This window comes from Nocardioides aequoreus (assembly GCF_000720335.1).
In the GTDB taxonomy this organism is placed as follows: Bacteria; Actinomycetota; Actinomycetes; order Propionibacteriales; family Nocardioidaceae; genus Marmoricola; species Marmoricola aequoreus.
In genome coordinates this window covers 184,914-211,284 of sequence record NZ_JOJN01000002.1, presented here as the reverse complement: position 1 = coordinate 211,284, position 26,371 = coordinate 184,914, and the positions used below count along the sequence as shown (strand labels likewise).

At 74.0% G+C, this 26,371-nt stretch carries 20 protein-coding genes; 15 read left to right on the top strand and 5 right to left on the bottom strand.

What is annotated here, in order from left to right; all coding sequences use genetic code 11:
- Positions 1 to 30: 30 nt before the first annotated feature.
- The 4 genes from IG63_RS0103500 to IG63_RS21260 all read right to left on the bottom strand — a co-directional run bounded on the left by IG63_RS0103500 (position 31) and on the right by IG63_RS21260 (position 4,886).
- On the bottom strand, positions 31 to 1,182 hold the full coding sequence (locus IG63_RS0103500) for an acyl-CoA dehydrogenase family protein (RefSeq protein ID WP_030482997.1): 1,152 nt from the start codon (positions 1,180 to 1,182) through the stop codon (positions 31 to 33).
- 190 nt (positions 1,183 to 1,372) lie between these two features.
- Entirely contained in the window at positions 1,373 to 2,794 is a 1,422-nt protein-coding gene (locus tag IG63_RS0103495) for a YlbE family protein (protein WP_030482996.1), read from the bottom strand.
- Positions 2,791 to 4,215: an AllF/FdrA family protein gene (locus tag IG63_RS0103490; protein ID WP_030482995.1), complete on the bottom strand. Its 1,425-nt coding sequence runs from the start codon at positions 4,213 to 4,215 to the stop codon at positions 2,791 to 2,793. Before IG63_RS0103490 ends, IG63_RS0103495 begins: the two co-directional genes overlap by 4 nt.
- Positions 4,212 to 4,886, bottom strand: a complete 675-nt coding sequence (locus tag IG63_RS21260; RefSeq protein ID WP_169741753.1) for an oxamate carbamoyltransferase subunit AllH family protein — start codon at positions 4,884 to 4,886, stop codon at positions 4,212 to 4,214. Before IG63_RS21260 ends, IG63_RS0103490 begins: the two co-directional genes overlap by 4 nt.
- A 79-nt stretch (positions 4,887 to 4,965) precedes the next feature.
- Between IG63_RS21260 and IG63_RS0103480 the strand changes: the two genes are divergently transcribed.
- The 15 genes from IG63_RS0103480 to IG63_RS0103410 all read left to right on the top strand — a co-directional run bounded on the left by IG63_RS0103480 (position 4,966) and on the right by IG63_RS0103410 (position 25,135).
- Positions 4,966 to 6,234 carry a PucR family transcriptional regulator gene (locus tag IG63_RS0103480; RefSeq protein ID WP_051706117.1) on the top strand — a complete coding sequence of 423 codons (1,269 nt, stop codon included), beginning with the start codon at positions 4,966 to 4,968 and terminating at the stop codon, positions 6,232 to 6,234.
- A 145-nt stretch (positions 6,235 to 6,379) separates the two neighbouring features.
- Positions 6,380 to 7,738 carry a uracil-xanthine permease family protein gene (locus IG63_RS0103475; RefSeq protein ID WP_211249184.1) on the top strand — a complete coding sequence of 453 codons (1,359 nt, stop codon included), beginning with the start codon at positions 6,380 to 6,382 and terminating at the stop codon, positions 7,736 to 7,738.
- A gap of 7 nt (positions 7,739 to 7,745) precedes the next feature.
- Positions 7,746 to 8,585: an FAD binding domain-containing protein gene (locus tag IG63_RS0103470; RefSeq protein WP_030482991.1), complete on the top strand. Its 840-nt coding sequence runs from the start codon at positions 7,746 to 7,748 to the stop codon at positions 8,583 to 8,585.
- On the top strand, positions 8,582 to 9,121 hold the full coding sequence (locus tag IG63_RS0103465) for a (2Fe-2S)-binding protein (protein WP_030482990.1): 540 nt from the start codon (positions 8,582 to 8,584) through the stop codon (positions 9,119 to 9,121). The genes IG63_RS0103470 and IG63_RS0103465 overlap by 4 nt, the downstream gene beginning before the upstream one ends.
- Positions 9,118 to 11,505 (top strand): aerobic carbon-monoxide dehydrogenase large subunit, encoded by a 2,388-nt coding sequence (cutA, locus tag IG63_RS0103460; protein WP_030482989.1) that lies wholly within the window; start codon positions 9,118 to 9,120, stop codon positions 11,503 to 11,505. The genes IG63_RS0103465 and cutA overlap by 4 nt, the downstream gene beginning before the upstream one ends.
- Complete coding sequence (locus IG63_RS0103455; RefSeq protein ID WP_030482988.1) at positions 11,502 to 12,155, top strand: SRPBCC family protein; 654 nt, start codon at positions 11,502 to 11,504, stop codon at positions 12,153 to 12,155. Before cutA ends, IG63_RS0103455 begins: the two co-directional genes overlap by 4 nt.
- A complete protein-coding gene (locus tag IG63_RS0103450; RefSeq protein ID WP_030482987.1) occupies positions 12,152 to 13,537 on the top strand; it encodes an amidase in 1,386 nt (461 codons plus the stop codon). The genes IG63_RS0103455 and IG63_RS0103450 overlap by 4 nt, the downstream gene beginning before the upstream one ends.
- 242 nt (positions 13,538 to 13,779) lie before the next feature.
- On the top strand, positions 13,780 to 15,855 hold the full coding sequence (locus tag IG63_RS0103445) for a hydantoinase/oxoprolinase family protein (RefSeq protein WP_030482986.1): 2,076 nt from the start codon (positions 13,780 to 13,782) through the stop codon (positions 15,853 to 15,855).
- Positions 15,852 to 17,786, top strand: a complete 1,935-nt coding sequence (locus tag IG63_RS0103440; protein ID WP_030482985.1) for a hydantoinase B/oxoprolinase family protein — start codon at positions 15,852 to 15,854, stop codon at positions 17,784 to 17,786. The genes IG63_RS0103445 and IG63_RS0103440 overlap by 4 nt, the downstream gene beginning before the upstream one ends.
- Positions 17,783 to 18,493, top strand: coding sequence for an SDR family oxidoreductase (locus IG63_RS0103435; RefSeq protein WP_051706115.1), 711 nt, complete (start codon positions 17,783 to 17,785; stop codon positions 18,491 to 18,493). Before IG63_RS0103440 ends, IG63_RS0103435 begins: the two co-directional genes overlap by 4 nt.
- On the top strand, positions 18,490 to 19,494 hold the full coding sequence (locus IG63_RS0103430) for a carbamate kinase (RefSeq protein WP_245604292.1): 1,005 nt from the start codon (positions 18,490 to 18,492) through the stop codon (positions 19,492 to 19,494). Before IG63_RS0103435 ends, IG63_RS0103430 begins: the two co-directional genes overlap by 4 nt.
- A 23-nt stretch (positions 19,495 to 19,517) precedes the next feature.
- Positions 19,518 to 20,612, top strand: coding sequence for a barbiturase (gene bar, locus IG63_RS0103425; RefSeq protein WP_030482982.1), 1,095 nt, complete (start codon positions 19,518 to 19,520; stop codon positions 20,610 to 20,612).
- A 204-nt stretch (positions 20,613 to 20,816) separates the two neighbouring features.
- Positions 20,817 to 22,502 carry an ABC-F family ATP-binding cassette domain-containing protein gene (locus IG63_RS0103420; protein ID WP_030482981.1) on the top strand — a complete coding sequence of 562 codons (1,686 nt, stop codon included), beginning with the start codon at positions 20,817 to 20,819 and terminating at the stop codon, positions 22,500 to 22,502.
- Positions 22,503 to 22,536: 34 nt separating this feature from the next.
- Complete coding sequence (locus IG63_RS0103415) at positions 22,537 to 23,433, top strand: EamA family transporter (protein ID WP_245604290.1); 897 nt, start codon at positions 22,537 to 22,539, stop codon at positions 23,431 to 23,433.
- 85 nt (positions 23,434 to 23,518) lie between these two features.
- Positions 23,519 to 25,135, top strand: coding sequence for a long-chain-fatty-acid--CoA ligase (locus IG63_RS0103410; RefSeq protein ID WP_211249183.1), 1,617 nt, complete (start codon positions 23,519 to 23,521; stop codon positions 25,133 to 25,135).
- 202 nt (positions 25,136 to 25,337) lie between these two features.
- On the opposite strand, the gene IG63_RS0103405 is transcribed toward IG63_RS0103410, so the two are convergent.
- Positions 25,338 to 26,318: a hypothetical protein gene (locus IG63_RS0103405; RefSeq protein WP_157210007.1), complete on the bottom strand. Its 981-nt coding sequence runs from the start codon at positions 26,316 to 26,318 to the stop codon at positions 25,338 to 25,340.
- Between the last annotated feature and the right edge of the window lie 53 nt (positions 26,319 to 26,371).

Here is a 26,371-nt window from a genome sequence, read left to right as displayed (position 1 = left end):
GGACCGGTGGACTGGCCAATGTGGGACGAGTCAGACGAAGGCGCCGATCCCGGTCTCCGCGCGGCCGATGAGCAGCTTCTGGATCTGGCTGGTGCCCTCGTAGAGGGTCATCACGCGGGCGTCGCGCAGGTACTTCTCGGCCGGGTACTCATCGACGTACCCCGCCCCGCCGTGCACCTGGATGGCGAGGTTGGCGGCGCGCACCGCGGCCTCGCTGGCGAAGAGCTTGGCCTTGGACGCCGCGGTGCCGAAGGGCTCGCCGCGGTCGCAGAGGTCGGCCGCGCGCCAGACCAGCAGCCGCGCGGCGTCGGCGTCGAGCGAGATGTCGGCGATCATGTCCTGCACCAGCTGGAAGCCGGCCAGGGGACGGCCGAACTGGGTGCGGCTGGTGGCGTAGGCCACCGAGACCTCCAGGCAGCCCTGCACGATGCCGACGCAGCCTGCGGCGACGGCGATACGGCCCTTGTCGAGCGAGCTCATCGCGATCTTGAAGCCCTGCCCCTCCTCGCCGAGCATCGCGCTCGCCGGCACGCGCACGCCGGTGAGGAAGAGCTCGGCCGTGGCCTGGCCGCGGAGGCCGAGCTTGCCCTTGATCTCGCGCGCCTCGAAGCCCTCGGCGTCCGTCGGCACCAGGAAGGCGGAGATGCCGCGGGGACCGTCGCCGCCGGTGCGGGCGAAGACCAGGGCGACGTCGGCCCAGGTGCCGTTGGTGATGTAGAGCTTCTGCCCGTCGAGCACCCAGTCGTCGCCGTCGCGTCGCGCGCGGGTGGTGAGGTTGCCGGCGTCGGAGCCGACCCCGGGCTCGGTCAGGCCGAAGCAGCCGAGGATCTCGGCGCTCGCCAGCCGGGGCAGGTACGCCGCCCGCTGCTCGTCGTCGCCGAAGTGCAGGATCGACTTGCCGACCAGCCCGCTGGAGACCGACACGATGCCGCGCAGCGCCGAGTCGGCCCGGCCGAGCTCCTCCATGGCGATGGCGTAGGTGACGTAGTCGCCCCCGACGCCGCCGTGCTCCTCGGGGATGGTGAGCCCGAAGAAGCCGAGCTCGGCCATCTTGGGCACGACGTCGAGGTCGACCGCCTCCCGGCGGTCCCACGCCGAGCGGTGCGGCACCGCCTCCTTGTCGAGGAAGGCCCGTGCGGCGTCCTTGAACGCCCGCTGCTCCTCACTGAGCGAGAGATCCATGCTCCTCACTCTGGCACGCGCCGCCGACCCGCCTGAGATGCACGCCCATCCGCCTGAGATGCGCGCCCATCCGCCTGAGATGCCGGCATATGAGGCGGGTCGGCGTGCACATGAGGCGGGTCGGCGTGCACATGGGGCGGGTCGGTGTGCACATGAGGCGGGTCGGCGTGCATCTGGGGCGGGTGGGCGGTCAGGAGGGGGAGGGGGGCACGCGGCGGGCGAGGGCGTGGAGGGCCTTCGGGAAGATATCGGCGGGCGGGGTGACCAGGCCGGCGCCGACCTGGCCGACGCCGGCGACGGCCCCGGCCATGCCGGTGTTGATCTGCGGGAGGATGCCGGTGCGGCAGACCTTGGTGACGTCGATGCCGGTCGGGGTGCCCTGGAACTCCAGGACCGGGACCGACCAGCGGGGGTTCTCCGCCAGCGCGATCTCGTGCATCCGCCGCGTCGTCGCCAGGGCGTCGCCGACCGAGCCGCCGACGAGGCGGACGATCGCGGGCGCCGTGGCCATCGCGAAGCCCCCGATCCCGGCGGTCTCGGTGATGGCGGAGTCGCCGATGTCGGGGTTGGCGTCGTCGGGGCCGTAGTCGCCGAGGAAGAGCCCGTCGGCCACCTGGGCGGGGCCGGTGAACCACTCGTCGCCCGTGCCGGCGACCTGGATGCCGAAGTCGGTGCCGTTGCGCGCCATCGCGACGACCATCGTGGAGCCGTCGATGCCGCGAGCGGCGTCGAGGGCGAGCTTGCACGCCGGCATCGCGAGGTTGAGGAAGAAGTGGTCGTTGCCCCCGACGAAGCGCATCGCCTCGGCGACGTCGGCGGCGTCCGTTGCGTCCGGACCCCGGCTGCTCAGCACCATCGCCGGACCGAGGTCGCGCAGCAGCATCAGCGTGCCGGCGCGGTTGCGGTTGTGGGCCTCGTCGCCCATCTGCAGCATCTGGGTCAGGATGCCCGTGACGTCGACGGGGCCGGCGGAGTCGCGCACGGTGCGGACGGCGCGCTGCAGCAGCGGCCCGAGCACGTCGCCCATCCAGCGCAGCCGCTGCAGCACCTCGGGGCCGTAGGCGCCGTAGCGCAGCACCTTGCCCAGGCCCTCGTTGAGGGTGCAGTGCGTACGCCGCCCGGTGGCGGCGTCCTCGAGCACGAACATCCACATGCTCGGGGTGACGACGCCGGCCATGGGGCCGACCGAGTCGTGGTGGTGGCAGGGGTCGAGGGAGACCGAGTCGCCGGACTCGAAGAGCGCGGCGGCGTCCTCGGGGTCCTCCACCAGGCCCTCGAGGGCGGCGCCGCCCATGAGCGCCCCGCGCAGCGGCCCGGAGGCGCGCTCCCACGTGATCGGCGGGCCGGCGTGGAGGAACTGGCCGCGCTCGAGCCCCAGCAGCTCGGAGGCGGGGGCGACGTCGACCAGCGTGGCCGTGGTGCCGAGCACCGCCTCGACCGCGCGCTCGTTGGCCGTACGCCGCCGCGGGTCGGCCGCGACCAGGGCGAGGTCGGCCTCGGTGCCCTCCATGGGCGGGCGCCAGTCGACGCGGGAGACCGGCACGGCCTGATCGGCGACGGCGTCGGCCAGCAGGTCGGCACCGACGTTGACGACGGCGGTGGGGGCGCTCATGCGCGGGCTCCCTTCACGAGCTCGACCGCGCGGCGCGTCGCGCCGGCGTTGGAGAGGTGGACCTCGGCCCCGGCGTCGGCCAGCGCGCGCACCTGCCGGTCGAGGTCCTGGGGGTCGGCGGCGGTGCCGACGACGGCGACGACCACGGGCCGGGTCACCGCGGCGACGGCGGGCGCGAGCAGCGCGGCCGGGTCGGCCTCCGCGCCGTGGCCCAGCACGACGTCGAGCAGCACCACGGCCGTCTCGGGGTCGGCGGCGGCCCGAGCCAGGTGCTCCAGGCGCAGCGTCGGGTCGATCATCGGGTGGGCGCGGCCGCCGGTGTAGGCGTCGTCGCCGAAGTCGACGAAGGTGTGGCCGTCGCCCAGCTCGGCGGTGGCGACCAGGCGGGCCTCGCTCGCGAGGGTGCCGCCGACGAAGAGGCCCCGCAGTGCCGTGCCGCCCGACGGAGCGGCGGCCGAGCCCACGACCGGCCAGGCCGGCACCTCGCGGCCGAGCCGCCGGAGCACCCGCTCCGCGGCGGCGGTCAGGTCGGGCTGCCCGGGGCCGAGCAGGGCGAGCTCGACGGGGGTGCCGAGGCCGGCGGCGTGCTCCTCGATCTCGGTGGCGACGTCGTCGGCCGGCGGCTTGGAGACCAGCACGACCAGCTCGACCTCGGGGTCGTCGTCGAGGCGCCGCAGCGCCTCGCGCGTGGCGAGCCCGCGGACCTCGGCGGAGAGGTCGCGGCCGCCGACGCCGAGCGCGGAGGAGACCCCGACGCCGGCGTGGTCGAGCAGGGCCAGCAGCTGCTGGCACCCGGTGCCGGAGGCGGCCACGATGCCGACGGGGCCGGGGGAGACGGTGTTGGCGAAGCCGAGCCCGAGGCCGCCCACGACCGCGGTGCCGCAGTCAGGACCCATCACGAGCACGCCGCGCTCGGCGGCGGCGCGCTTGAGCGCGACCTCCTGCTCGACGGGCACGTTGTCGCTGAAGACCATCACGTCACGGCCCGCGTCGACGGCGTCCATCGCCTCGACGAGGGCGCTCGGACCGGGCACCGAGACCAGCGCCACCGCGTCGGGCGCACGCCGCAGCGCGCTGCCCGTGGTGCGGGGGGCGGCCACCTCGGCGGTGCCCTCGTCGCGCCGGCCGGCCTGCTGCAGCGCGGTGTCGACGCCGGCGAGCGCGGCGTCCAGCGCCGTGCCCTCCGCGAGCCGCAGCGCGACGACCATGTCGTTGGGGCCGGCCTCGGCCGGCACCTCGAAGCCCATCTCCAGCAGCACGTCGACGTTGAGCGGCGTGGCCATGGCGACCTGGGCCGCGACGACGCCGTCGAGCGCCTGCACGCTGCGGCTGACCTGCAGCAGGGTCACCGAGTCGGCGTAGGCGCCGGGGCGCAGCTCGACGTGGGAGGTCGTGGGCGCGGCGGACGTGGGGGTGCTCATGCGGCTCCTCGGGCGGGGGCGGACGGGTCGAGGTGGGTGAGCGCGAGGCGGGCGCCGGCCAGCAGGCCGCGACCGGAGGAGTGACCGACGGCGCTCAGCCTGGCGGCGGCCTCGGCCTCCTCGTCGCTGCCGCGGGCGGCGAGCCACGTGGCGAACTGGGGCAGCACCTCGCCGTGCGTGGCGCACTCGAGCAGGGTGGCCGAGAGCAGCGTGGTGCGGTGCGACCCCGTGCGCACGGCCTCGTCGACCTCGGGGGTCGCCAGCCCGGCGGCGCGGTGGACGGCGAGCCAGCCGCACAGCACGTCGTCGTCGTACGGCGTGAGGCCGTCGCCGCGGCCGATCGTGCGCACCTCGTCGGGCGTCGGCGCGGGCCCGGTGGCGGTGACGCGCAGCTGCGGGACCCGCACGTCGACGAGCCGCCCGACGAGCACCGGCTCGCCGTCGACGTGCAGGCGGCCGCCGACCAGCGCGGCCCCGCCGACCTCGACCCGGGCCAGCTCCGAGCGCAGGCCGCACGGCACCGCGACGGCGTGGCGGCCGAGCAGCCCGACGCAGCGGCCGGCCACCTCGACGTACGCCGCGTCGGCACCGCGGTGCAGCACGCGCAGCGGCCCGTCGGGCGCCGAGCGCAGCCACGAGTGCACCCGGGGGGACGCGCTCACGGGGATCACCCGGTCGACGGTAGTCGCGGCAGCGGCGCTCGGGTGATGTGAGAACCTCATCAAAGATCGACCCCGAGAGGCCCAAGACTTGATAGACGACGGCCAGGCCCTGACCCGTACGGCGCCGACGGCGCTGGCGCGGGTCGACGCCCTGCACACCGGCCTGACCCAGATCGTGCTCGAGGGCGGCGACCTGGCCGGCATCGCGGCCGAGGTGGGCCGTGCCCTCGACGTGGGGGTGGTCTTCACCTCCTCCGACGGCCGCGAGCGCGCCTCCGCGCTGCCCGACGACATGCGTGCGGCGCTCGCCGAGCGCGACCTGGTCGACCCGACAGGCCGGCTGCGCGTGGAGCGGATGGACCCGCGCGGGGCCTCCGTCGGCGACGGCGAGGCCCGCGCGCTCCGCGTCGCCGCGGGCGGGGCCGACCTGGCCCGGCTCGTCTGCCTGCGCCGTGACGACCGGCTCAGCCCCGACGACGTGCACGCGCTCGAGCGCGCGGCCGCGGTGGCCGCGCTGCTGATCACCCGCGAGGAGGCCGTCACCGCGGTCGAGAACAAGTACCAGGGCGACTTCCTGCGCGACCTGCTGCTGCGCCGCGCCACCGACCCGGCGTACGTCGCGGAGCACGCCACGACCTTCGGCTGGCGACTCGAGCGCCCCGTGGTGGTCGTCGTCGCCGAGCTCGACCCGGATCCCGAGGGCACCGGCTCGAGCACGCAGTGGCGCCACTGGCAGGAGCGCTTCTCCTCCGCGTGGCGGCAGGTGAGCCGCAGCCTGGGGGAGGGGATCCCGAGCGTCGACTTCTCCTCCGAGGTCGTGACGCTGCTCCCGGTCGCGGAAGACGACGCTCCGCCCGCGGGGCACGACGTCGTACGCCGCGCCGTCACCGCGGTGGCCGGCGACCGCGGCGGTGGGCGCCGGTCCTTCTCGGTCGGGGTGAGCCGGCTCGCCTCCGGCATCGAGGACCTGCCCGAGGCCTACGCGCACGCGCGGCGCGCGGTCGAGGTGGGCCGCCGGGTCGACGGGCCCGGCTCGACGACCTGGTTCGACCAGCTCGGGCTGCACCGCCTGGTGGCGCTGGTGCCCGACGTGGAGGAGGTGCGCCGCTTCGTCGCCGACGTCCTCGGACCGCTGGAGGAGCCGACCGAGGAGGCGGCCGACCTGCGCGAGAGCCTGCAGCTGCTGCTCGACACCAACTTCAACGTCGCGGAGGCCGCGCGGCTGCAGTTCTTCCACTACAACACGATGCGCTACCGGGTCGCGAAGCTGGAGCGGCTGCTCGGCCCGCTTTCGACCGATCCGCACGTCCGGCTCGACGTGGCGGTCGCCCTGCAGGTCCGCAAGCTGCGGGAGTGAGCGTCACCACCAGCCGTGGTGCTCCACAAGTTGCCATCTCGGTGGCAACCTCTTCGGCACAGATGGCCGTCGCAGTGAGTGGTCCGGGTCACTAACTTCGTGCAGACGGCTCGGGGACCGACCGACGGCGAAAGGCACGATGGCGATGTCGATGTTCAAGTGGGACGTGGTGGATCCCGCCCCTGGCGAGGCGGTCGCGCCGCACCAGCGGCTGGCATGGGGCAAGACCGTCGGGCTCGGCGCCCAGCACGTGGTGGCGATGTTCGGCGCCACCTTCGTCTTCCCCCTGGTGATGGGGCTCGACCCCAACCTCGCCATCATGTTCTCCGGCATCTGCACGATCATGTTCCTGCTCGTGTGCGCCAACAAGGTGCCGAGCTACCTCGGCACCTCCGCCTCCTTCGTGGGCGGCGTCGCGGCGATCCGCGCCCAGGGCGGTGACTCCGCCGACGTCACCGGCGCGATCCTGGTCGCCGGCCTGGTGCTGCTCGCCGTCGGCGTGCTGGTGCACTTCAGCGGCTCCGGCGTGATCCACAAGGTGCTGCCGCCCGCCGTGACCGGCGCGGTCGTCATGCTCATCGGCTTCAACCTCGCTCCCGTGGTCGCCAGCGTCTACTGGCCGCAGGACCAGTGGGTGGCGCTGCTCACCGCGACCTTCATGGTCATGGCCGCCGTGATGCTGCCGGGCTTCTGGTCGCGCATCGCGGTCTTCCTCGCGCTGGTCTTCGGCTACCTGCTCTCGTGGGCCTTCGACGGCATCTTCGGCCCCATCACCTCGGTGCTGGGCGGGGCCACGGAGGCCACCACCCACGACCGGGTCTCCTGGGCCGCGGTCGGCGATGCCAGCTGGATCGGGCTGCCGAGCGGCACCCTGGCCGACGGCGTCAGCGCCGTCCACGCCCCCAGCGTCTCCTTCACCTTCGTGCTGCTGGTGCTGCCCGGCGTCATCGCGCTGATCGCGGAGAACGCCGGCCACGTCAAGGCGGTCGCCGAGATGACCGGCGAGGACCTCGACCCCTACATGGGCCGGGCGCTCGGCGCCGACGGCGCCGCCACCGCGCTGGCCAGCCTCTTCGGCGGCAGCCCTACCACGACGTACGCCGAGAACATCGGCGTCATGAGCGCCACCAAGGTCTACTCGACCGCGGCCTACTACGCCGCCGCGATCTTCGCGATCCTGCTCGGCCTCTGCCCCAAGTTCGGCGCCATCGTCAACGCCACCCCCGGCGGTGTGCTCGGCGGCATCACCGTGGTGCTCTACGGCATGATCGGCCTGGTCGGCGCCAAGATCTGGGTCGACAACCGGGTCGACTTCGCCGATCCGGTCAACATCGTCGGGCTGGCCGCGGGCATCATCATCGGCGTCGGCAACGTCAGCCTCGTCGTGACCGACGACTTCGAGCTCACCGGCATCGCCTTCGGCACCATCGTCGTGATCGTCTACTACCACCTGGTGGCCCGCGGCAGGAGCCGCACGTCGGGCGAGGTGACCAGGGCCCTATGAGGTCACGGTGAAGCCCGCCCCCTTCGACTACGTCCGGGCCGCGTCGGTCGCCGAGGCGGTCTCCGCCCTGGCGGGCGACCCCGGCGCGAAGGTGCTGGCGGGCGGCCAGAGCCTGGTCCCGCTGCTCTCCATGCGGCTGGCCGCGCCGTCGCTCCTCGTCGACATCAACGAGGTCCCCGGCCTGGCCGACGTCACCGTCGAGGAGACCGGCGTGCGGGTCGGGGCCCTGGCGCGGCACGCCGCCGTGCTCGACTCCGACGACGTACGCCGCGTGCAGCCGCTGGTGAGCCTGGCGCTGGCCCACGTGGCCCACGCGACCATCCGCAACCGCGGCACCACGGTCGGCTCGCTCGTGCACGCCGACGCCGCCGCCGAGATGCCGGTGGTCCTGCGCCTGCTCGGGGGCTCGGTCGAGGTCGAGGGCAGCGCCGGACGCCGCACCATCGCGGCCGACGACCTCTACCTCGGTCCGCTCGAGAGCTCGCTGGCCCACGACGAGGTCGCGGTCTCGGCGCTCTTCCCCGCGCTCGCCCCGGGGGCCGGCGTCGCCTTCGACGAGATCGCCCGTCGCCACGGCGACTACGCGATGGCCGGGGCCGCCGCCCTGGTCGACGGCGACGCGGTGCGGGTCGGCTACCTCTCGGTCAGCGACGTGCCCACCGTCGTCGACCTCACCGGCGTACCCGACGACGAGCTGGGGGAGGCGGCGCTCGCCCGGCTCGAGCCGATGGACGACATCCACGCCACCGCGACCTACCGCGCCCAGCTGGTGCGCGTGCTCACCGCCCGGGTGGTCGCGGCCGCCCGCAGCCACGCCGCGGCCCACGACCAGCAGGAGGCGAGATGACCGAGCAGCTCCACGAGATCCGGCTCACCGTCAACGGCGCCGCGCACGAGCTGCGGGTGCCGGCCCGGCGGCTGCTCTCCGACGCGCTGCGCCACGACCTCGGGCTCACCGGCACCCACGTCGGCTGCGAGCACGGCGTCTGCGGCGCGTGCACCGTCCTGCTCGACGGGGCGCCCACCCGCGCCTGCCTCGTCCTCGCCGTGACGGCGGCCGACCACGAGATCACCACCGTGGAGGGGCTCACCGAGCCCGACGGCTCGCTCGGCCCCGTGCAGCAGGCCTTCGCGGAGTGCCACGGCCTGCAGTGCGGCTTCTGCACCCCGGGCTTCCTGACCACCATCCACGCCGGGCTGCGCGACAACCCCTCCCCGACGCACGAGGAGGCCCGCGAGATGGTCGCGGGCAACCTGTGCCGCTGCACCGGCTACCAGAACATCGTCAAGGCGGTCGAGCGGGCCGCCGCCCTTCGACAGGCTCAGGGACCGGCAGGACAGGCTCAGGGACCGGCCGGACAGGGGCAGGTGGAGCGGTCGTGAGCACCAAGCTGATGGGCCAGCCGGTGCAGCGGGTCGAGGACCAGCGCTTCCTGCGCGGCCTCGGCCGCTACGTCGACGACGTCGACACCGGTCCCGGCACGCTGCACGCCGCGGTGCTGCGCAGCCCCCACGCGCACGCCCGCATCCTCGACATCGACGTGGAGGCGGTGCTCGACCTCGACGGCGTGCACGCCGTCTACACCCACGACGACCTGACCGGCCCCATGGCCGAGCCGCTGCCGCTGCTGATCCCGCACCCGGCGCTGACCCACGGCCGCACGCAGCACGCCCTGGCCAAGGACGAGGTCAACTACGTCGGCGAGGCCATCGCCTTCGTGGTGGCCGACGACCGCTACGTCGCGGAGGACGCCGTCGCCCGCATCGTCGTGACCTACGACGTGCTGCCGCCCGTGGTCGGCCTCGAGGCGGCTCGCGCCGGCGAGCGGCTGGTGCACGACGACGTGCCCGGCAACCTCGCGGCGCGGCTGGAGCAGGAGGTCGGCGACGCGCGCGCCGCGATCGCCGCGGCTCCGCACCGCCTCGAGCTCGACCTCACCATCGAGCGCAGCGCGTGCATGCCGCTGGAGGGCCGCGGCACGGTCGCGCGCTGGGAGCCCGACCTCGACCGGCTGCAGCTGTGGACCTCCACGCAGACCTCCACCGGCGTCCGCGCGGCCGTGGCCGTCAAGCTCGGCCTCGACCTCGGCCAGGTCGACGTGATCACCCCCGACGTGGGCGGCGGCTTCGGCGTCAAGGTGGTGCACCCGTGGCCCGAGGAGCTGCTCGTGCCGTACGCCGCCCGGGCGCTCGGCCGGCCGGTGAAGTTCACCGAGGACCGCCGCGAGCACTTCATCTCCTCCGCGCACGAGCGCGGGCAGGTGCAGCACGTCGAGGTCGGCTTCGACGACGACGGCCGCGTGCTCGGGCTCGACGTGGAGTTCTGGCACGACAACGGCGCCTACACGCCGTACGGCCTGATCGTCCCGATCATCACCTCCACGCAGCTGCTCGGGCCCTACAAGCCCGGCGCCTACCGGGTCGTCTTCGAGTCGCTCTACACCAACACCGTCATCGTCACGCCCTACCGCGGCGCCGGCCGGCCGCAGGGCTGCTACGCGATGGAGCGCACGATGGACGCCGTGGCGGCGTACCTCGGCAAGGACCGCACCGAGGTGCGTGCCGCCAACTTCATCCAGCCAGACGAGTTCCCCTACGACCACGGCCTGGTCTTCCAGGACGGCCGCGAGCTGGAGTACGACTCCGGCGACTACCCCGCGTCGCTGGAGAAGCTCAAGGAGCTGGTCGGCTGGGACGACTTCCCCGCCTACCAGCGCGAGATGGCCGCGCAGGGACGCCGGGTCGGCATCGGCCTCGCCTGCTACGTCGAGGGCACCGGCGTCGGCCCCTACGAGGGTGCCCACGTGCACGTCGAGACCAGTGGCAAGGTCAAGGTCGCCACCGGGCTCACCACGCAGGGCCAGGGCCACGCCACCGTCTTCGCGCAGCTGGTGGCCGACGAGCTCGGGGTGCGCTTCGAGGACGTCGAGGTGGTCACCGGCGACACCCGGCGGATGCCGTACGCCGTGGGCACCTACGCCTCGCGCGCCGCGGTGATGAGCGGCTCGGCGGTGCACCTGGCCGCCCGGCGCGCGAAGGAGAAGGCGCTGCGGATCGCCGCCGACGCCCTGGAGGCCGACCCCGCCGACCTGCAGATCGTCGACGGCGTGGTCTCGGTCAAGGGCGCGCCCGACAGCGCGATCGACCTCGGCACCGTCTCGGTGCTCTCCAACCCGCTGCGCTACGCCTTCGACGAGGCCTCCAAGGCGGCCACGCAGTTCTCCGTCGGCGACAACAGCTTGCCGCCGGTGCCCGAGGACGAGGAGCCGGGCCTGGAGGGCAAGGACTTCTACTCGCCGCCGCGCGCCACCTTCGCCTCGGGCATGCACGCCGTGATCGTCGAGACCGACCCGGAGACCGCCGAGGTCACGATCCTGAAGTACGCCGTGGTGCACGACTGCGGCCACCTGATCAACCCGATGATCGTCGAGGGCCAGATCCACGGCGGCGTCGCGCAGGGCATCGGGGGCGCGCTCTACGAGCGGATGGCCTACGACGAGTCCGGCCAGCTGCTCAACGCCTCCTTCATGGACTTCCTGATGCCCTACGTCACCGAGATCCCCGACGGCATCGACATCGACCACCTCGAGACGCCCTCGCCGCTCAACCCGCTGGGCATCAAGGGCGCCGGCGAGGCCGGCGTCATCCCGTCGGCGGCGGTCTTCGCCGCGGCGATCGAGGACGCCGAGGGCCTCGCCATCCGCGCGATGCCGATCTCGCCCTCCGACCTGCACACCCTGCGACTCTCCCAGGAGCACCCCCGATGAAGATCTCCGGCAGCAACGTCGTCGCCCACCCGGTCGGCGAGGTCTGGGACGCGCTGCTCGACCCCCGCGTCCTGGTCGCGACGATCCCGGGCTGCGAGCGGCTCGAGACCACCGGCCCCGACGAGTACGCCATGACCGTCACCGCGGGCGTGGCGGCGATCAAGGGCACCTACGCCGGGTCCTGCGCGCTCTCGGACCTGCGCAAGCACGAGTCGCTGGTGATGCGGCTCAGCGGGGCCGGAGCACCGGGCACCATCGACGCCGCCGTCGACGTCGCCTTCGAGGACCTCGGCGCCGAGGGCACCCGGATCAGCTACGAGGCCGACGCCACGGTGGGCGGCATGGTGGGCGGCGTCGGCCAGCGGATACTCGCCTCGGTCTCCAAGCGGATGGCCGCGGAGTTCTTCGGCAACGTCGCCGGAGCCATCGGGCAAGCCACCCCCTCGGCCGCGCCCGTCTCACCCGGCGCGCCGGTCGAGCCTGTCGCGACCGCCCGGGCCGTCGAGACCTCGCCCGGCGTCTTCACCGCCCCGGCTGCCCCGACGTCGTCCGCGGGGGTCTCGCAGGACTTCTACCGCGGGGTCGGCGTGGGCGCCGGGCTGGTGCTGCTCGGCGTCGTCGCCGGCGCCGTGCTGGGCCGTCGACGATGACGCTGTCGGTCGAGTCGACGGCCCGCGAGCAGGCGGACGCCGTACGCCGCCGCGAGGTCTCCGCGCGCGAGCTGATGGACCTCCACCTCGCCCGCATCGCGGAGCGCAACCCGCAGCTCAACGCGATCGTCTCGCTCGACGAGGAGCGCGCCCGCGCTGGGGCCGCGGCCGCCGACGAGGCGCTTGCCCTGGGCGCCGACGTCGGTCCGCTGCACGGCCTGCCCTTCGCCTTCAAGGACACCCACGAGGTGGCGGGGTGGCGCACGACCTACGGCTCGCCGCTGCGGGTCGACCACGTGCCCGAGCGCGACGAGCTGATCGTCGAGCGGGTACGCCGCGCGGGCGTGGTGGTGCTGGGCCGCACCAACGTGCCGGAGTTCGCCGCCGGATCGCACACCTTCAACACCGTCTTCGGCACCACGCTGAACCCGGTCGACCCGACCCGGTCGGCGGGGGGCTCCTCGGGCGGTGCGGCGTGCGCGCTCGCCTCGGGCATGGTGCCGCTCGCCGACGGCTCCGACATGGGCGGCTCGCTGCGCAACCCCGCCTCGTTTTGCGGCGTGGTGGGGCTGCGGCCCTCGCTCGGCCGGGTGCCCGAGTGGCCGCTGTACAACCAGTGGGAGTCGACCTCGGTGGGCGGTCCGATGGCCCGCAACGTCGGTGACCTCGCGCTGCTGCTCTCCGTGATGGCCGGTCCCGACCCCCGGGCGCCGCTCGCGCTAGGCGATCCGGGCGTGCTCTTCGCGCCGCCGCTGCGGGGGAGCCTCGACGGCGTACGGGTCGCGGTGTCGCCCACGCTCGGCGGCGCGCTCGAGGTCGACCACGAGGTGGCCGCGGTCGTCGACGCCTCGGCCGGGGTGCTGGCGAGGGCCGGGGCCGTCGTCTCCGACGCGCACCCCTCGCTGCCCGAGGCCGACGACACCTTCCGCACGCTGCGCGCCTGGCACTTCCAAGCCAAGCTCGGCCCGCTGCTCGAGGCCCACCCCGACGCCTTCAAGGCCTCGCTGGCCGACAACATCCGGGCCGGTGCCGACCTCACCGGCGCCGACGTCGCCCGGGGCTACACCCAGCGCACGGCGCTCGCGGAGCGGATGCGCGAGTTCTTCGCCAACCACGACGTGCTGGTGCTGCCGGCCTCCCAGGTCCCGCCCTTCCCGGCCGACCAGGAGTTCCCCACCGAGATCAACGGCGAGCCGACGTCGTCCTACCTCGACTGGATGCGCGCGGCGTACGTCATCACCGTCACCGGCTGCCCGGCCGTCTCCGTGCCCTTCGGTCGCACCCGCGACGGCCTCCCCGTCGGCCTCCAGCTCGTCGCCCCCCACGGCCACGACCGGCGCCTGCTCGAGGTCGCCGCGGCCGTGGAGGCGCTGGCCGGCTGAGCGCGGACTTTCCGCGGGGAAAGCACCTCGACAACGGTTTCCGCGCGATCGGATCGTCGTACGTCGGCGTGTCGGGTGCCTTCGGCGCGGAAACGCGAGCGCGGAGGTCTTTCCCCGCGGAAAGCCACGCCGGCCACGCCGGCGGCGCACGCACCCCACTGGCAGAAGTTGGCACGCGTAGGCCGCCCCCTCAGCAAGGTTCGCCGTGGACCGGGCGCGTGGGGGTCGGTTGAATCGACGTCGTGAGCCAGCGCATCAGGATCGGCATCGACACGGGCGGCACCTTCACCGACGTGGTGGCCTTCGACGAGACGTCGGGGGAGATCGTCACCACCAAGACGCCCTCGACCCCGAGCAACCCGGCCGACGGCTTCCTGGCCGGCATCGACAAGGTGCTCGGGCTGCTGGGGGCCGACGGCTCGGCGATCGAGGCGGTCAGTCACGGCACCACGGTCGCGACCAACCAGCTGCTCGAGGGCAAGGTCGACCGGCTGGGCTTCGTCACCAACACCGGCTACGAGGCGATGCTGGAGATCGCTCGGCAGTCCGTGCCCGACGGCTACGGCAACTCCTACTTCTGGGTCAAGCCGTCGCGCATCGTGCCCCGCGACCTGGTCCGCGGCGTCGAGGGGCGGCTCGCCGTCGACGGCAGCGAGGTCCGGCCCTTCGACGAGGAGGGCGCCCGCGAGGTGGCGCGGTGGTACCGCGCGCAAGGGGTCACGACGCTCGGCGTCTGCTTCCTGCACGCCTACGCCAACCCCGAGCACGAGGAGCGGATGCGCGCGGTGCTCGCCGAGGAGCACCCCGACGCCGTGGTCTCGCTCTCCAGCCAGGTGCTGCGGGAGTACCGGGAGTACGAGCGGGCGATGACGACGCTCGTCGATGCGGCGGTCAAGCCGCGGCTCTCGGCGTACGTCAACAACATCAAGGCGCGGCTGACGTCGTACGACGACCGCGAGCTGCCCTTCTACGTGATGAAGAGCAACGGCGGCGTGCTGAGCGCCGACGAGGTCGTGCACCAGCCGATCACCACCGTGCTCTCGGGCCCGGCCGCGGGCGCGCTGGGCGCGGCCCTGATCGCGCAGGTCGCGGGCTTCGACAAGGTGCTCACCTCCGACGGCGGCGGCACCTCGACCGACGTCAGCGTGGTCATCGACGGCGAGCCGACCCTGACCACCGAGGGCTCGGTGGGCGCCTTCCCGTCCAAGATCCCGATGATCGACGTGGTCACGGTGGGGGCGGGCGGCGGCTCGATCGCCTGGCTCTCGCCCGAGGGCACGCTCAAGGTGGGGCCGCAGTCGGCCGGCGCCGACCCCGGCCCGCTCTGCTACGGCAAGGGCGGCGCCGACGTCACCATCACCGACGCCCACGTCTTCCTCGGCCGGATCCCCCCGCATCTGCTCGGCGGCGAGATCCCGCTCGACGTCGAGGCGGCGCGCACCGGCGTCGAGGAGCTCGCGGCGCGGCTCGAGCTGGCCCCGGAGGCCTGCGCGAGCGGGGTGCTGGAGATCTCGGCGTGGAACCAGGCCAACGCGCTGCGCCAGGTCACGGTCAAGCGCGGCCTCGACGTCCGCGACTTCACGCTGGTCACCTTCGGCGGCTCCGGCTCGCTGCTGCTGTGCCGGCTCGTCGACATCCTCGGGCTCGAGGCGGTGCTGGTGCCGCCCGACCCGGGCAACGTCTCCGCCTTCGGCCTGCTCACCGTCGACGTCAAGAACGACTACGTGCAGACCCACGTCTCGCTCGCCGAGTCGCTCGAGCCGGGCGACGTGGCCGCGGTGTACGACGACCTCGCGACGCAGGCGGCCGGGGCGCTGGCCAAGGAGGGCTTCGCGCCCGAGCAGCACCACTTCGTCCGCACCGCCGACCTGCGCTACTTCGGGCAGGCCTTCGAGGTGCGCGTGGCCGTGCCCGAGGGCGACGTCGACCGGGCGCTGCTCGACGAGGTGGCCCGGCGCTTCCACGCCGAGCACCGTGGCCTCTACGGCTACGACTTCGCCGACGACGCCGGCCAGCAGGTCGAGTGGGTCAACCTGCGGGTCTCCGGCGTCGGCCCGATCCAGCGCCCCGAGATCCGCAAGCACGCCAGTGGCGACGGCAGCGTCGTACCGCGGGGGGAGCGGGAGGTGTGCTTTGACGCGGCCGAGGGCTGGTCGTCGACGCCGCTCTACTGGCGGGCCGACCTCGCCCCCGGTGCCGTGGTCGACGGTCCGGCGGTGATCGAGGAGTTCGGCTCCACGGTGCCGCTGCACCCGGGCTTCACCGCCCGCGTCGACGACCACCTCAACATCATCGTGACCAGGAAGGCCGACCAGTGACGAGCGACAGCAGGCGCGCACCGACCGACTTCCCCTTCGGCCACCTCACCGACGACGCCGGGGCCAGCGCCGACCCGGTGCTGGTCGAGATCGTGCAGGGCTCGCTGGCCAGCGTCGAGATGGAGGTCGAGACGGCCATCGCGCGCACCAGCCGCAGCCCGATGATCCGCGACGCGCACGACTTCCGCGCCGGCATCCACGACCGGCTGCTGCGCAAGCTGACCGGGCGGTCCTACTCCGCGCTGGTGCACCCGGTCGCGCGCGACTTCCCGATCGAGGAGATGCGCGAGGGCGACGTCTTCTTCCACAACGACGTCTACCGCTCCGAGGGCGGCATCGGCCACCTGCCGGACCTCTGCGTCACCGTGCCCGTCTTCAGCGGCCCCGACGACGACCGCCGCGTGGTCGCCTTCGTGCAGGCCTTCGGCCACCACGATGACATCGGCGGCGCCGTGCCCGGCTCGATGCCGAGCAACGCCACCAGCGTCTTCGAGGAAGGGCTGATGGTGCCGCCCATCCGGCTCTGGGACGCCGGGGTGCCCAACCGTGCCGCCCTCGCCATCATGACCCGCAACTCGCGGATGCCGGAGTCCTTGGCCGCCGACCTCGACGCGGAGTGCTCGGCCTGCCTGATGGGGGCGCGCCGTCTCGGCGAGCTCTTCGACCGCTACGGCGTCGAGACCGTCGAGTCGTGCTTCGACGCCATCATCAGCCGCACCACCGAGACCTACCGGCGCGAGATCCTCTCGCAGATCCCGGTCGGCTCCTGGGTGTGGGAGGACTACGCCGAGCACGACGGCGTCGACGAGCCGCAGCTGCACACGCAGCGGATCACGCTCACGCGCACGGCGGCCGACGACCCCGACGGGGAGCGGCTGGTGCTCGACTTCGCCGGCACCTCGCCCCAGGCGAAGGGCCCCATCAACCACTGCGGCGACTACAGCGACGGCGTCTTCCTCAAGAAGTGGCTCGCCCCGATCCTGCGCAACCTCGCCGAGAGCCCCGAGCGGATGGCCGAGCTCGACGTCAACGAGGGCATCGTGCCGCTCATCGAGATGCGCTTCCCGCCGCCCGGCACGCTGCTCACGCCGGTCTTCCCGGCGCCGACCAACGCCCGCACCTTCGTGATCCTGCGGCTGCTCGGGGTGCTCGCCGGCGTCGTCGCCAAGGCCGTCGACGGCAGGATGCCCGCCGACCAGGAGACGATCCGCTACACCGGCGTCTACGGCGAGGACCACGAGGGCCGGCCCTACCTGATGCGCGAGGTGCTGGGGGGCGGCTCGGGCGGTCGCTACTACGCCGACGGGGAGGACACCATCCACGTGGTGCCCGACAGCCGCAACCTGCCCACCGAGTTCACCGAGGCGCGCTTCCCCTTCCGGGTCGAGTCGCTCTCGCTGGCCGTCGACAGCGGCGGCGCCGGGCAGTTCCGCGGCGGCCTCGGCTACGAGAAGCACGTCCGGATGCTCAAGGACGGCCACTTCATGTCGATCGCCGACCGGTCGATCCTCGCCTGCTGGGGCGTCAGGGGCGGCCGGGCGGGCAAGCCCTTCCAGGTCGTCATCGACCCGGGCGGGCCGCGCGAGCGCGAGGTCGACGCCCTGGCCGACGCCGAGCCGGTCACGGCCGGGGAGGTCATCCGCATCCGGACCACGGGCGGTGGCGGCTGGGGCGACCCGCTGCAGCGCGACCCGGCGCTCGTGGTGCGCGACGTGGTCTGGCGCAAGGTCTCGCCCGAGGCGGCGCTGGCCGACTACGGCGTGGTGCTGACCGGCTCCCTGGAGGCCGGCGACCTGTCCTTCGACGAGTCGGCGACGCTCGCCGAGCGCGCCTCGCGGCCCGCCGCGAGCGAGGCCTTCTTCGACCGCGGCCCGGGGTACGCCGCGCTGGCCGGCGGCGCGGCCCACGCCGAGGTGGACCTGGTCCGGTGACGGTCGTCGCGCTGCTGGGCGGCCACGGCAAGACCGGGCGGGCCGTGGCGGCGGCGCTGGAGGCACGCGGCGCGACCCCGCGGCCGCTCGGCCGGGCCGACCGGCTGCCCGACCGCCTCGCCGGCTGCGCGGCGGCGTACCTCGTGGCGCCCAACCTGCACCCCGACGAGCCCGCGCTCGTCGCCGGCTGGCTCGACGCGCTGCGCGAGGCCGGGGTGGGGCGCGTGGTCTACCACTCGGTCGCCTCGCCGTACGCCCCCGCGATGCCGCACCACCTGGGCAAGGCCGTGAGCGAGGACCTGGTGCGCCGCTCCGGGCTGGCCTGGACGGTGCTGCAGCCCGGCGCCTACCTGCAGAACCTCGACCTCTCCGCCGACGTGGTGGTGCCGTACGACGTGCACGCCCGCTTCGGCTTCCTCGACCTCGCCGACCTCGGCGCCGCCGCGGCGGCTGTGCTGCTCGACGACGGTCACGTGGGCGCGACCTACGAGCTGGCCACGCGGGAGGCCAGCGTCGCGGAGCTGGCGGCCGAGGCGGGCGTCGACGCGAGGCGGGGGGAGTGGGACGGCGCGGCCCTCCCGGCTCGGGAGCGGGAGTGGCTGGGCGCGATGTTCGCCTCCTACGACGACCACGGGCTCCCGGTGGGCACCCGGGTGCTGGCCGGCCTCTTGGCAGGTTGTGCCAGGGGCGGCGGGGTTTCCTCGTGACCCGCGACGACGACCGCACCGCCCGCGGCTCCCTAGGGTCGGTCGACATGGGAGAGCCGCGACGCAGGGTGCTGCTCGCGCTGGGCGGCAACGCGATGACCGGCGCCGACGGTCGCGCGCGGCCGGAGGACCAGCTCGCCGCCGCGGCGGTGGCGATGGAGGCGGTCGCGCAGCTGCTGCAGGACGACGTCGAGGTCGTCATCACCCACGGCAACGGCCCCCAGGTCGGCAACCTGCTGGTGAAGAACCAGCTCGCGGCGGCCGTCGTGCCCCCGGTGCCGCTCGACTGGTGCGTCGCGCAGACCCAGGCGACGCTCGGCTTCGTGCTGATGGACGCGCTCGAGGCCGCGCTCGCCCGCCACGGCGTGCAGCGGCGTACGGCGGCCGTGGTCACGCGCGCGGTCGTCGACCCCGCCGACCCCGGCTTCGCGCACCCCTCCAAGCCCGTGGGCCGCTACGTCTCCACCGACGAGGCCGCGGTCATGGTGGAGCACGGCGAGACCTGGGAGGACCGCGGCGAGCGGGGCTGGCGACGCGTCGTCGCGTCGCCCGAGCCGCGCGAGATCGTCGACGCGGGCGCCGTGCACGCGCTGGTCGAGGCCGGCTTCGTGGTCATCGCCAACGGTGGCGGCGGCATCCCCGTCGTCCGCGACGACGACGGCTCGCTGCGCGGCGTCGAGGCCGTGATCGACAAGGACCTCGGCGCCGCCCTGCTCGCCGAGGCGGTCGCCGCCGACGTGCTCGTGATCGCCACCGACGTGCCCCACGTCGTGGTCGGCTACGGCACCCCCGACGCGCGTCCCCTGGGCCAGGTGACGCAGCGCGAGCTGCGCGACCTCGCGGCCCAGGGGGAGTTCGGCTCCGGCTCGATGGGGCCGAAGGTCGAGGCGATCCTGCGCTTCGCCGAGCGCGGCGGCGACCACGCCGTCATCTGCGCCCTGGACGACATCGTCGCCGCCGTCGAGGCCGGCGCCGGCACCGTCGTCGGCGCTGCCCAGTAGACCCACCGAAGAGAGGAACTCCCATGCCCCAGGCCATCGAGGTCCGCAAGGTCCCGATCCACTCCGTCGCCGACGCCAGCGAGCTGACCAAGCTGATCGACGACGGCGTGATCGCCGCCGACCGCGTCATCGCCATCATCGGCAAGACCGAGGGCAACGGCGGCGTCAACGACTACACCCGCATCATCGCCGACCGCGCCTTCCGCGAGGTGCTGGTCGAGAAGGGCGCCGACCCCGCCGCCGTCAAGGAGATCCCGATCGTCTGGTCGGGTGGCACCGACGGCGTGATCAGCCCCCACGCCACCATCTTCGCCACCACCGACGCCGAGCCCACCGACGACAAGCGCCTCACCGTCGGCTTCGCGATGAGCGAGGTGCTGCTGCCCGAGGACATCGGCCGCACCGCGATGGTCACCAAGGTCGCCGACGCGGTGAAGGTCGCCATGGAGCGAGCCGGCATCACCGACGTCGCCGACGTGCACTACGTGCAGACCAAGACCCCGCTGCTGACCCTCTCGACCATCGAGGACGCCAAGTCGCGCGGCGAGACGGTCTTCACCGAGGACACGCTCTACTCGATGGACGTCTCCAACGGCGGTACGGCGCTCGGCATCGCGGTCGCGCTCGGCGAGATCGACATGCCCACCGACGAGCAGGTGCTCAAGGACCGCTCGCTCTACTCCGCTGTCGCCTCCTGCTCCTCCGGCGTGGAGCTCGACCGCGCCCAGGTCGTCGTGGTCGGCAACGCCACGGGCGTGGGCGGCCGCTACCGGATCGGCCACGCGGTGATGGAGGACGCGCTCGACCAGGACGGCCTCTGGGACGCCATCCGCTCCGCCGGGCTCGACCTCCCCGACCGCCCCCACACCTCCGACCTCGACGGTCGCGTGGTCAACCTCTTCCTCAAGTGCGAGACCAGCGCCGACGGCAAGGTGCGCGGCCGGCGCAACGCCATGCTCGACGACTCCGACGTGCACTGGCACCGCCAGATCAAGGCCGCCGTCGGTGGCGTCGCCGCCGCCGTCACCGGCGACCCCGCCGTCTTCGTCTCCGTCTCCGCCGCCCACCAGGGCCCGGAGGGCGGCGGTCCCGTCGCCGCCATCGTCGACCTCGGCTGACCCACCCGCCGAGAGGTCACTGCCTGACGCGCGAGAGGTCACTCCCTGACGCCCGAGAGGTCACTGCCCGACGCGGGAGAGGTCACTGCCTGACGCGGGATCGGTCCCTGCCTGTCAGGGAGTGACTCCTGGGCGGTCAGGGAGTGACCTCTCGGCGGAAATGGAGGTGCGGGGGGAGGGGTGCGGGAGGGAGAATCGCGGCCCGTGGGACATGTCGAGGTGGCCGGGGTGCGCTACGAGCTGCCCGACGGGCGGGTGCTGCTGGACGACGTGTCGTTCCGGGTCGGCGAGGGCCACAAGGTCGCGCTGGTCGGGGCCAACGGCGCCGGCAAGACCACCCTGCTGCGCCTGGTGAGCGGCGAGCTCGACCCGCACGCGGGGGCGATCACGCGCTCCGGCGGGCTCGGGGTGATGCGCCAGCACGTCGGCGCCGGGCTCGGCGAGGGGGCCGACGTCCGCGCCCTGCTGCTGTCGGTGGCGCCACCGCGGGTGCGGGCGGCGTACGACGAGGTCGACGCGCTCGAGCTGCGGCTGATGGAGACCGACGACGAGCCCACCCAGATGCGGTACGCCGCGGCGCTCGGCGAGCTGGCCGACGCCGGCGGCTACGACCTCGAGGTGCTCTGGGACGAGTGCTGCACCAGCGCCCTCGGCGTCGGCTACGAGCGGGCCAAGTACCGCGCCCTTGACACCCTCAGCGGCGGCGAGCAGAAGCGGCTGGTGCTGGAGCACCTGCTGGCCGGGCCCGACCAGGTGCTGCTGCTCGACGAGCCCGACAACTACCTCGACGTGCCGGGCAAGCGGTGGCTCGAGGGGCGCCTGACCGCCTCGCCCAAGACCGTGCTCTACGTCAGCCACGACCGCGAGCTGCTGAGCAGCACCGCGACGCGGGTGGTCACCGTCGAGCTGGGCCCGGCCGGCGGGACCACGTGGACGCACCCCGGCGGCTTCGCGTCGTACCACGAGGCGCGCCGCGACCGCTTCGCGCGCTTCGAGGAGCTGACCCGGCGGTGGGAGGAGGAGCACGCCAAGCTGCGCACGCTGGTGACCACGCTGAAGCAGAAGGCGACCTTCAACGACGGCATGGCCTCGCGCTACCGCGCGGCGCAGACCCGGCTCCGCAAGTTCGAGGAGGCCGGCCCGCCCGAGGGCCAGCCGCGGGAGCAGCAGGTGACGATGCGGCTGCGGGGCGGTCGCACCGGCAAGCGGGCGGTGGTCTGCGAGCAGCTGGAGCTGACCGGGCTGATGCGTCCCTTCGACCTCGAGGTCTGGTACGGCGAGCGGGTCGCCGTGCTGGGGGCCAACGGCTCGGGCAAGTCGCACTTCCTGCGGCTGCTCGCCGCCGGGGGGAGCGACCCCGAGGTGGGCCACCTGCCGGTGAGCGGCGCGACCGTCGAGCCGGTGCCCCACACCGGGCGGGCCCGGCTCGGGGCGCGGGTGCGGCCCGGCTGGTTCGTGCAGACCCATGCGCACCCGGAGCTGCGCGGGCGCACCCTGCTCGACGTGCTGCACCGGGGTGACGAGCACCGCGACGGGCTGCCCCGGGAGCCCGCGAGCCGGGCGCTCGATCGCTACGAGCTCGCGCACGCCGGCGAGCAGACCTTCGACTCGCTCTCCGGCGGTCAGCAGGCGCGCTTCCAGGTCCTCCTGCTCGAGCTCTCCGGCGCCACCCTGCTGCTGCTCGACGAGCCCACCGACAACCTCGACGTGCAGTCGGCCGAGGCGCTGGAGGAGGGGCTCGAGGCCTTCGAGGGCACGGTGCTCGCGGTCACGCACGACCGCTGGTTCGCCCGCGGCTTCGACCGCTTCCTGGTCCTGGGCGAGGACGGCTCGGTCTACGAGTCCGACGAGCCCGTCTGGGACGAGGGCCGGGTGCAGCGGACCCGCTGAACCGGCCGTCCCGCCACGGCCTAGCGTGACGCCCGTGGTGCGCGCAGCCGATCGGGTCCCGGCGCCGCTGCTGGTGCTGGGGGGCGTCTTCTCGGTCCAGTTCGGCGGCGCGCTCGCGGCGACCCTGATCCCGGAGATCGGCGCGGGGGGAGCGGTGATGCTGCGCATCGGCTTCGCCGCCCTCGTCATCGTGCCGCTCGTGCGCCCGCGGCTGCGCGGGCTGAGCCGCCGGGCGTGGACGACCGCGATGGCGTTCGGCGTCGCGCTCGGGCTGATGAACTGGACCTTCTACAGCTCCCTGGTGCACCTCCCGCTCGGGGTCGCCGTGACGGTGGAGTTCCTCGGGCCGCTGCTGCTGGCGGCGGTGCTCTCCCGCAAGCCGCGCGACCTCCTCGCCGTGGCTGCCGCGGCGGTCGGCGTGGTGCTGGTCTCCGAGGCGCTCACGGTGCCCTTCTCCGAGCTCAGCTGGACCGGTCTCGGCCTGGCCGCCACCGCCGGCGCGCTGTGGGCGGCGTACATCGTGCTGAGCGGACGCACCGGGGCCGAGCTCCCCGGCCTCGACGGCCTCGCGATCGCGCTGGTCGTCTCGACCGTCGTCGTGCTGCCGGCCGGCCTGCCCGGCGTCGGCGACTGGACGTGGGGCCACGTCGCGACCGGCCTCGGCCTCGCCGTGCTCTCGTCGCTGCTGCCCTACTCCCTGGAGCTGCTCGCCCTGCGCCGCCTGGCCGCCGCCGTCTTCGGGATCCTGCTCTCCCTCGAGCCCGCCGTCGCCGCCGTCGCGGGCCTGCTCGTGCTGGGCCAGGTGCTGCACCCCACACAGCTGGTCGGCATGGCCCTGGTGGTCCTGGCGAGCGCGCTGGTGCTCGGCACGCGCCGTGACGAGGGCGAGCGCGGGGAGCCCGAGGAGCCCGGTCTGCTCGGGGGCGCGTGAGCGTTGCCGGGGGTGGTGGCGTGTGTCACAGTTCACCGGACCTGACAGCGCCAGTGCCAGGGTCGCGCCCCGCGGAGGAGACCTCGTGACCACACCGACCACCCGCCACATCCCCGCGCAGCAGGTCCCGGTCGACGACCTGCCCACGCCGCGCTACCTCGACGAGCGGCTGGCCCACTGGGCGCGCACGACGCCCGACGCCGAGGCGATGACCTACCTCGGCCGCACGTGGACCTGGGCCGAGATGGACGAGCGCGTACGCCGCCTCGCCGGCGCGCTCGCCTCCATGGGCGTCGGCCGCGGCGACGTCGTCTCCTTCCTCGACAAGAACCACCCGGCCTGCGTCGAGCTCACCTTCGCCGCCGCGTCGCTCGGCGCGGCGAACGCGATCATCAACTTCCGCCTCGCCGGCGACGAGATCGACTACGCCGTCAACGACTCCGGGGCCAAGGTGCTGCTCGTCGGCAGCGAGCTGCTGCCCACCATCTCCGCGATCCGCGACAAGCTGGTCGCCGTCGAGGAGGTCATCGAGCTGACCCCGGAGGGCGACCACGGCGACCAGTACGAGGCCCTGCTCGCCCGCGCCACCCCGCTGCCGCGCGACCCCGCGGTCCGGCCCGACGACACCTGCCTGGTGATGTACTCCTCCGGCACCACCGGCCGCCCCAAGGGCGTCATGCTCAGCCAGGCCAACATGATCTGCCACACCGTGGCGGCCCACGACGGCTGGGGCTTCGACCCCGGCGACAAGAACATGGTCTCCATGCCGCTCTTCCACGTCGGGGGCTCCTCCTACGTGCTCTTCGGCATCCACGACGGCGTCCCGAGCGTGATGACCCGCGACCCCGACGGCGCCTCGCTGGCCGGCGCGATCATGCAGGGGGCCAACCGCACCTTCCTGGTGCCGGCCGTGCTGGCGCAGGTGCTGCAGTCGGGCGACGACGCCATCCGGCTCTTCGGGCGGCTCAAGACCTACTGCTACGGCGCCGCCCCGATGCCGCTGCCGCTGCTGCGCGCCGCGATCGAGGCCTGGCCCGACACCGACTTCATCCAGGTCTACGGCCTGACCGAGGTCGCCGGCGTGATCACCCACCTGATGCCCGAGGCCCACCGCGACCCCGAGCACCCCGAGCGCCTGGTCAGCGCCGGGCAGCCGATCCCCGGGGTCGAGGTGCGCGTCGTCGACCCCGCCACCCTCGAGGACCTCCCGGTGGGGGAGCACGGCGAGCTGTGGTTCCGCACCCAGCAGCTGATGCAGGGCTACCTCGGCAAGCCGGAGGCCACCGCCGAGGTGATCACCGACGACGGCTGGTTCCGCACCGGCGACATGGGCAAGGTCGACGCCGACGGCTTCGTCTACGTCGAGGACCGGCTCAAGGACATGATCATCTCCGGCGGGGAGAACATCTACAGCCCCGAGATCGAGCGGGTGCTCGCCGAGCACCCGGCGGTCATGGAGGTCGCGATCATCGGCGTGCCCGACGACCGCTGGGGCGAGACGGTCAAGGCCGTGGTCTCGCTGCACCCGGGGCAGAGCGCCACGGAGGCCGAGCTCATCGACTTCTGCCGCGAGCACCTCGCGAAGTACAAGTGCCCCACGTCGGTGGAGTTCCTCGAGGCGCTGCCCCGCAACCCCACCGGCAAGATCCTCAAGCGCGACCTGCGGGCGCCGTACTGGCAGGACGCCGACCGCCGCGTCTGAGACCGCGCCCGGGTCGCCGGGTCTCGAGACAGGCGCTGCGCGCCTTCCTCGACCACCCGATGCTCTCGGGTGGTCCAGGAGGTCGCTCGCCGACGCCCGGGTGGTCGAGGAGGTCGCGCAGCGACCGTCTCGAGACCCCGTGCGCCGCCCGCCGGCCGACCCCCGGGTGGTCGAGGAGGTCGCGCAGCGACCGTCTCGAGACCTAGGCCCGACGCTCCCGGGCGAGGTCCTCCAGGGCGATCTGGAGGTCGCGGCCCTGCACGGCCGAGGCGGCGGCGATGGCGGCGAGGTAGTCGTGGGTGAGGGCGGTGTCGCCGGCGGCGACCACGTCGCGCTTGGCGATACGGCGCTCGTGCTGGCGCAGCGAGATCTCGTGCTGCCTCAGCGCCTCCTCGAGGCGCGCGGTCTGCCGGTGCAGCTGTCGGGCCAGCAGCAGCACCCCGAGCAGGCTCGCTCCCGCGAGTGCGACGGCGCCGCCCCCCAGCAGCAGCACCAGCAGGCTGCTCCCGGCGGCCGAGCCCGTGGCGGCGAAGAGCGCGACGACGAGCAGCACGAGGGCGACGAAGCCGAGCACGCCGAGCGCCGCGGTGCGGCGGCGTCCGCGCGCCAGGCCCGACACGCGGTCGAGCGCGCGCACCAGGGGCGGCACGGGGCGGGGCGGGGGAGCGGCCTCACGCGTACGACGTCGCACCTGCCGGGCGCGGCTCGGCGTGGGCGAGGCGTTCTGACGGCGGGGTGCCCTGGTCGGCTGGGCGAACTCGGCCGTGGCGGACGACGCCGCGGCGACCGCCTGCAGCAGCAGCCGGTCACGGGCCGGGTCCGGCTGCCCGGGCGCGACGTGGAAGGAGACACCGCGCGTGCGTCCGCGGACTCCGAGGATCGCCAGGCCGTGCCGCTGCAGCAGGTCGAGCAGCAGGTCGTGGTGGGCGGCCTCGGCCGCGAGTGTCAGGTCGCTCCCCGGGCCGAGCCGCTCGACCAGGCTCGCGAGCGCAGCCTCGCACCCGGGCGCGACGAGCAGGTGCACCGACGCCGCGTGGTCGAGGTCGTGCGTCGCTCCGACCTCGTCGTACGCCGCCAGCACGAGGTCGTCGTGGTCAGGCCCGAAGGCGTGGCCGGCGGCCAGCGAGGACGGGCCGACACCGACCACCGGACGGCCGTGCGGGCCTCGGTCGTCTAGGGTCATGCTCGCTCCTTCGGGAGTCGGTGCCGGAGTCGACGGGAGGCTGCGCGAAGTGG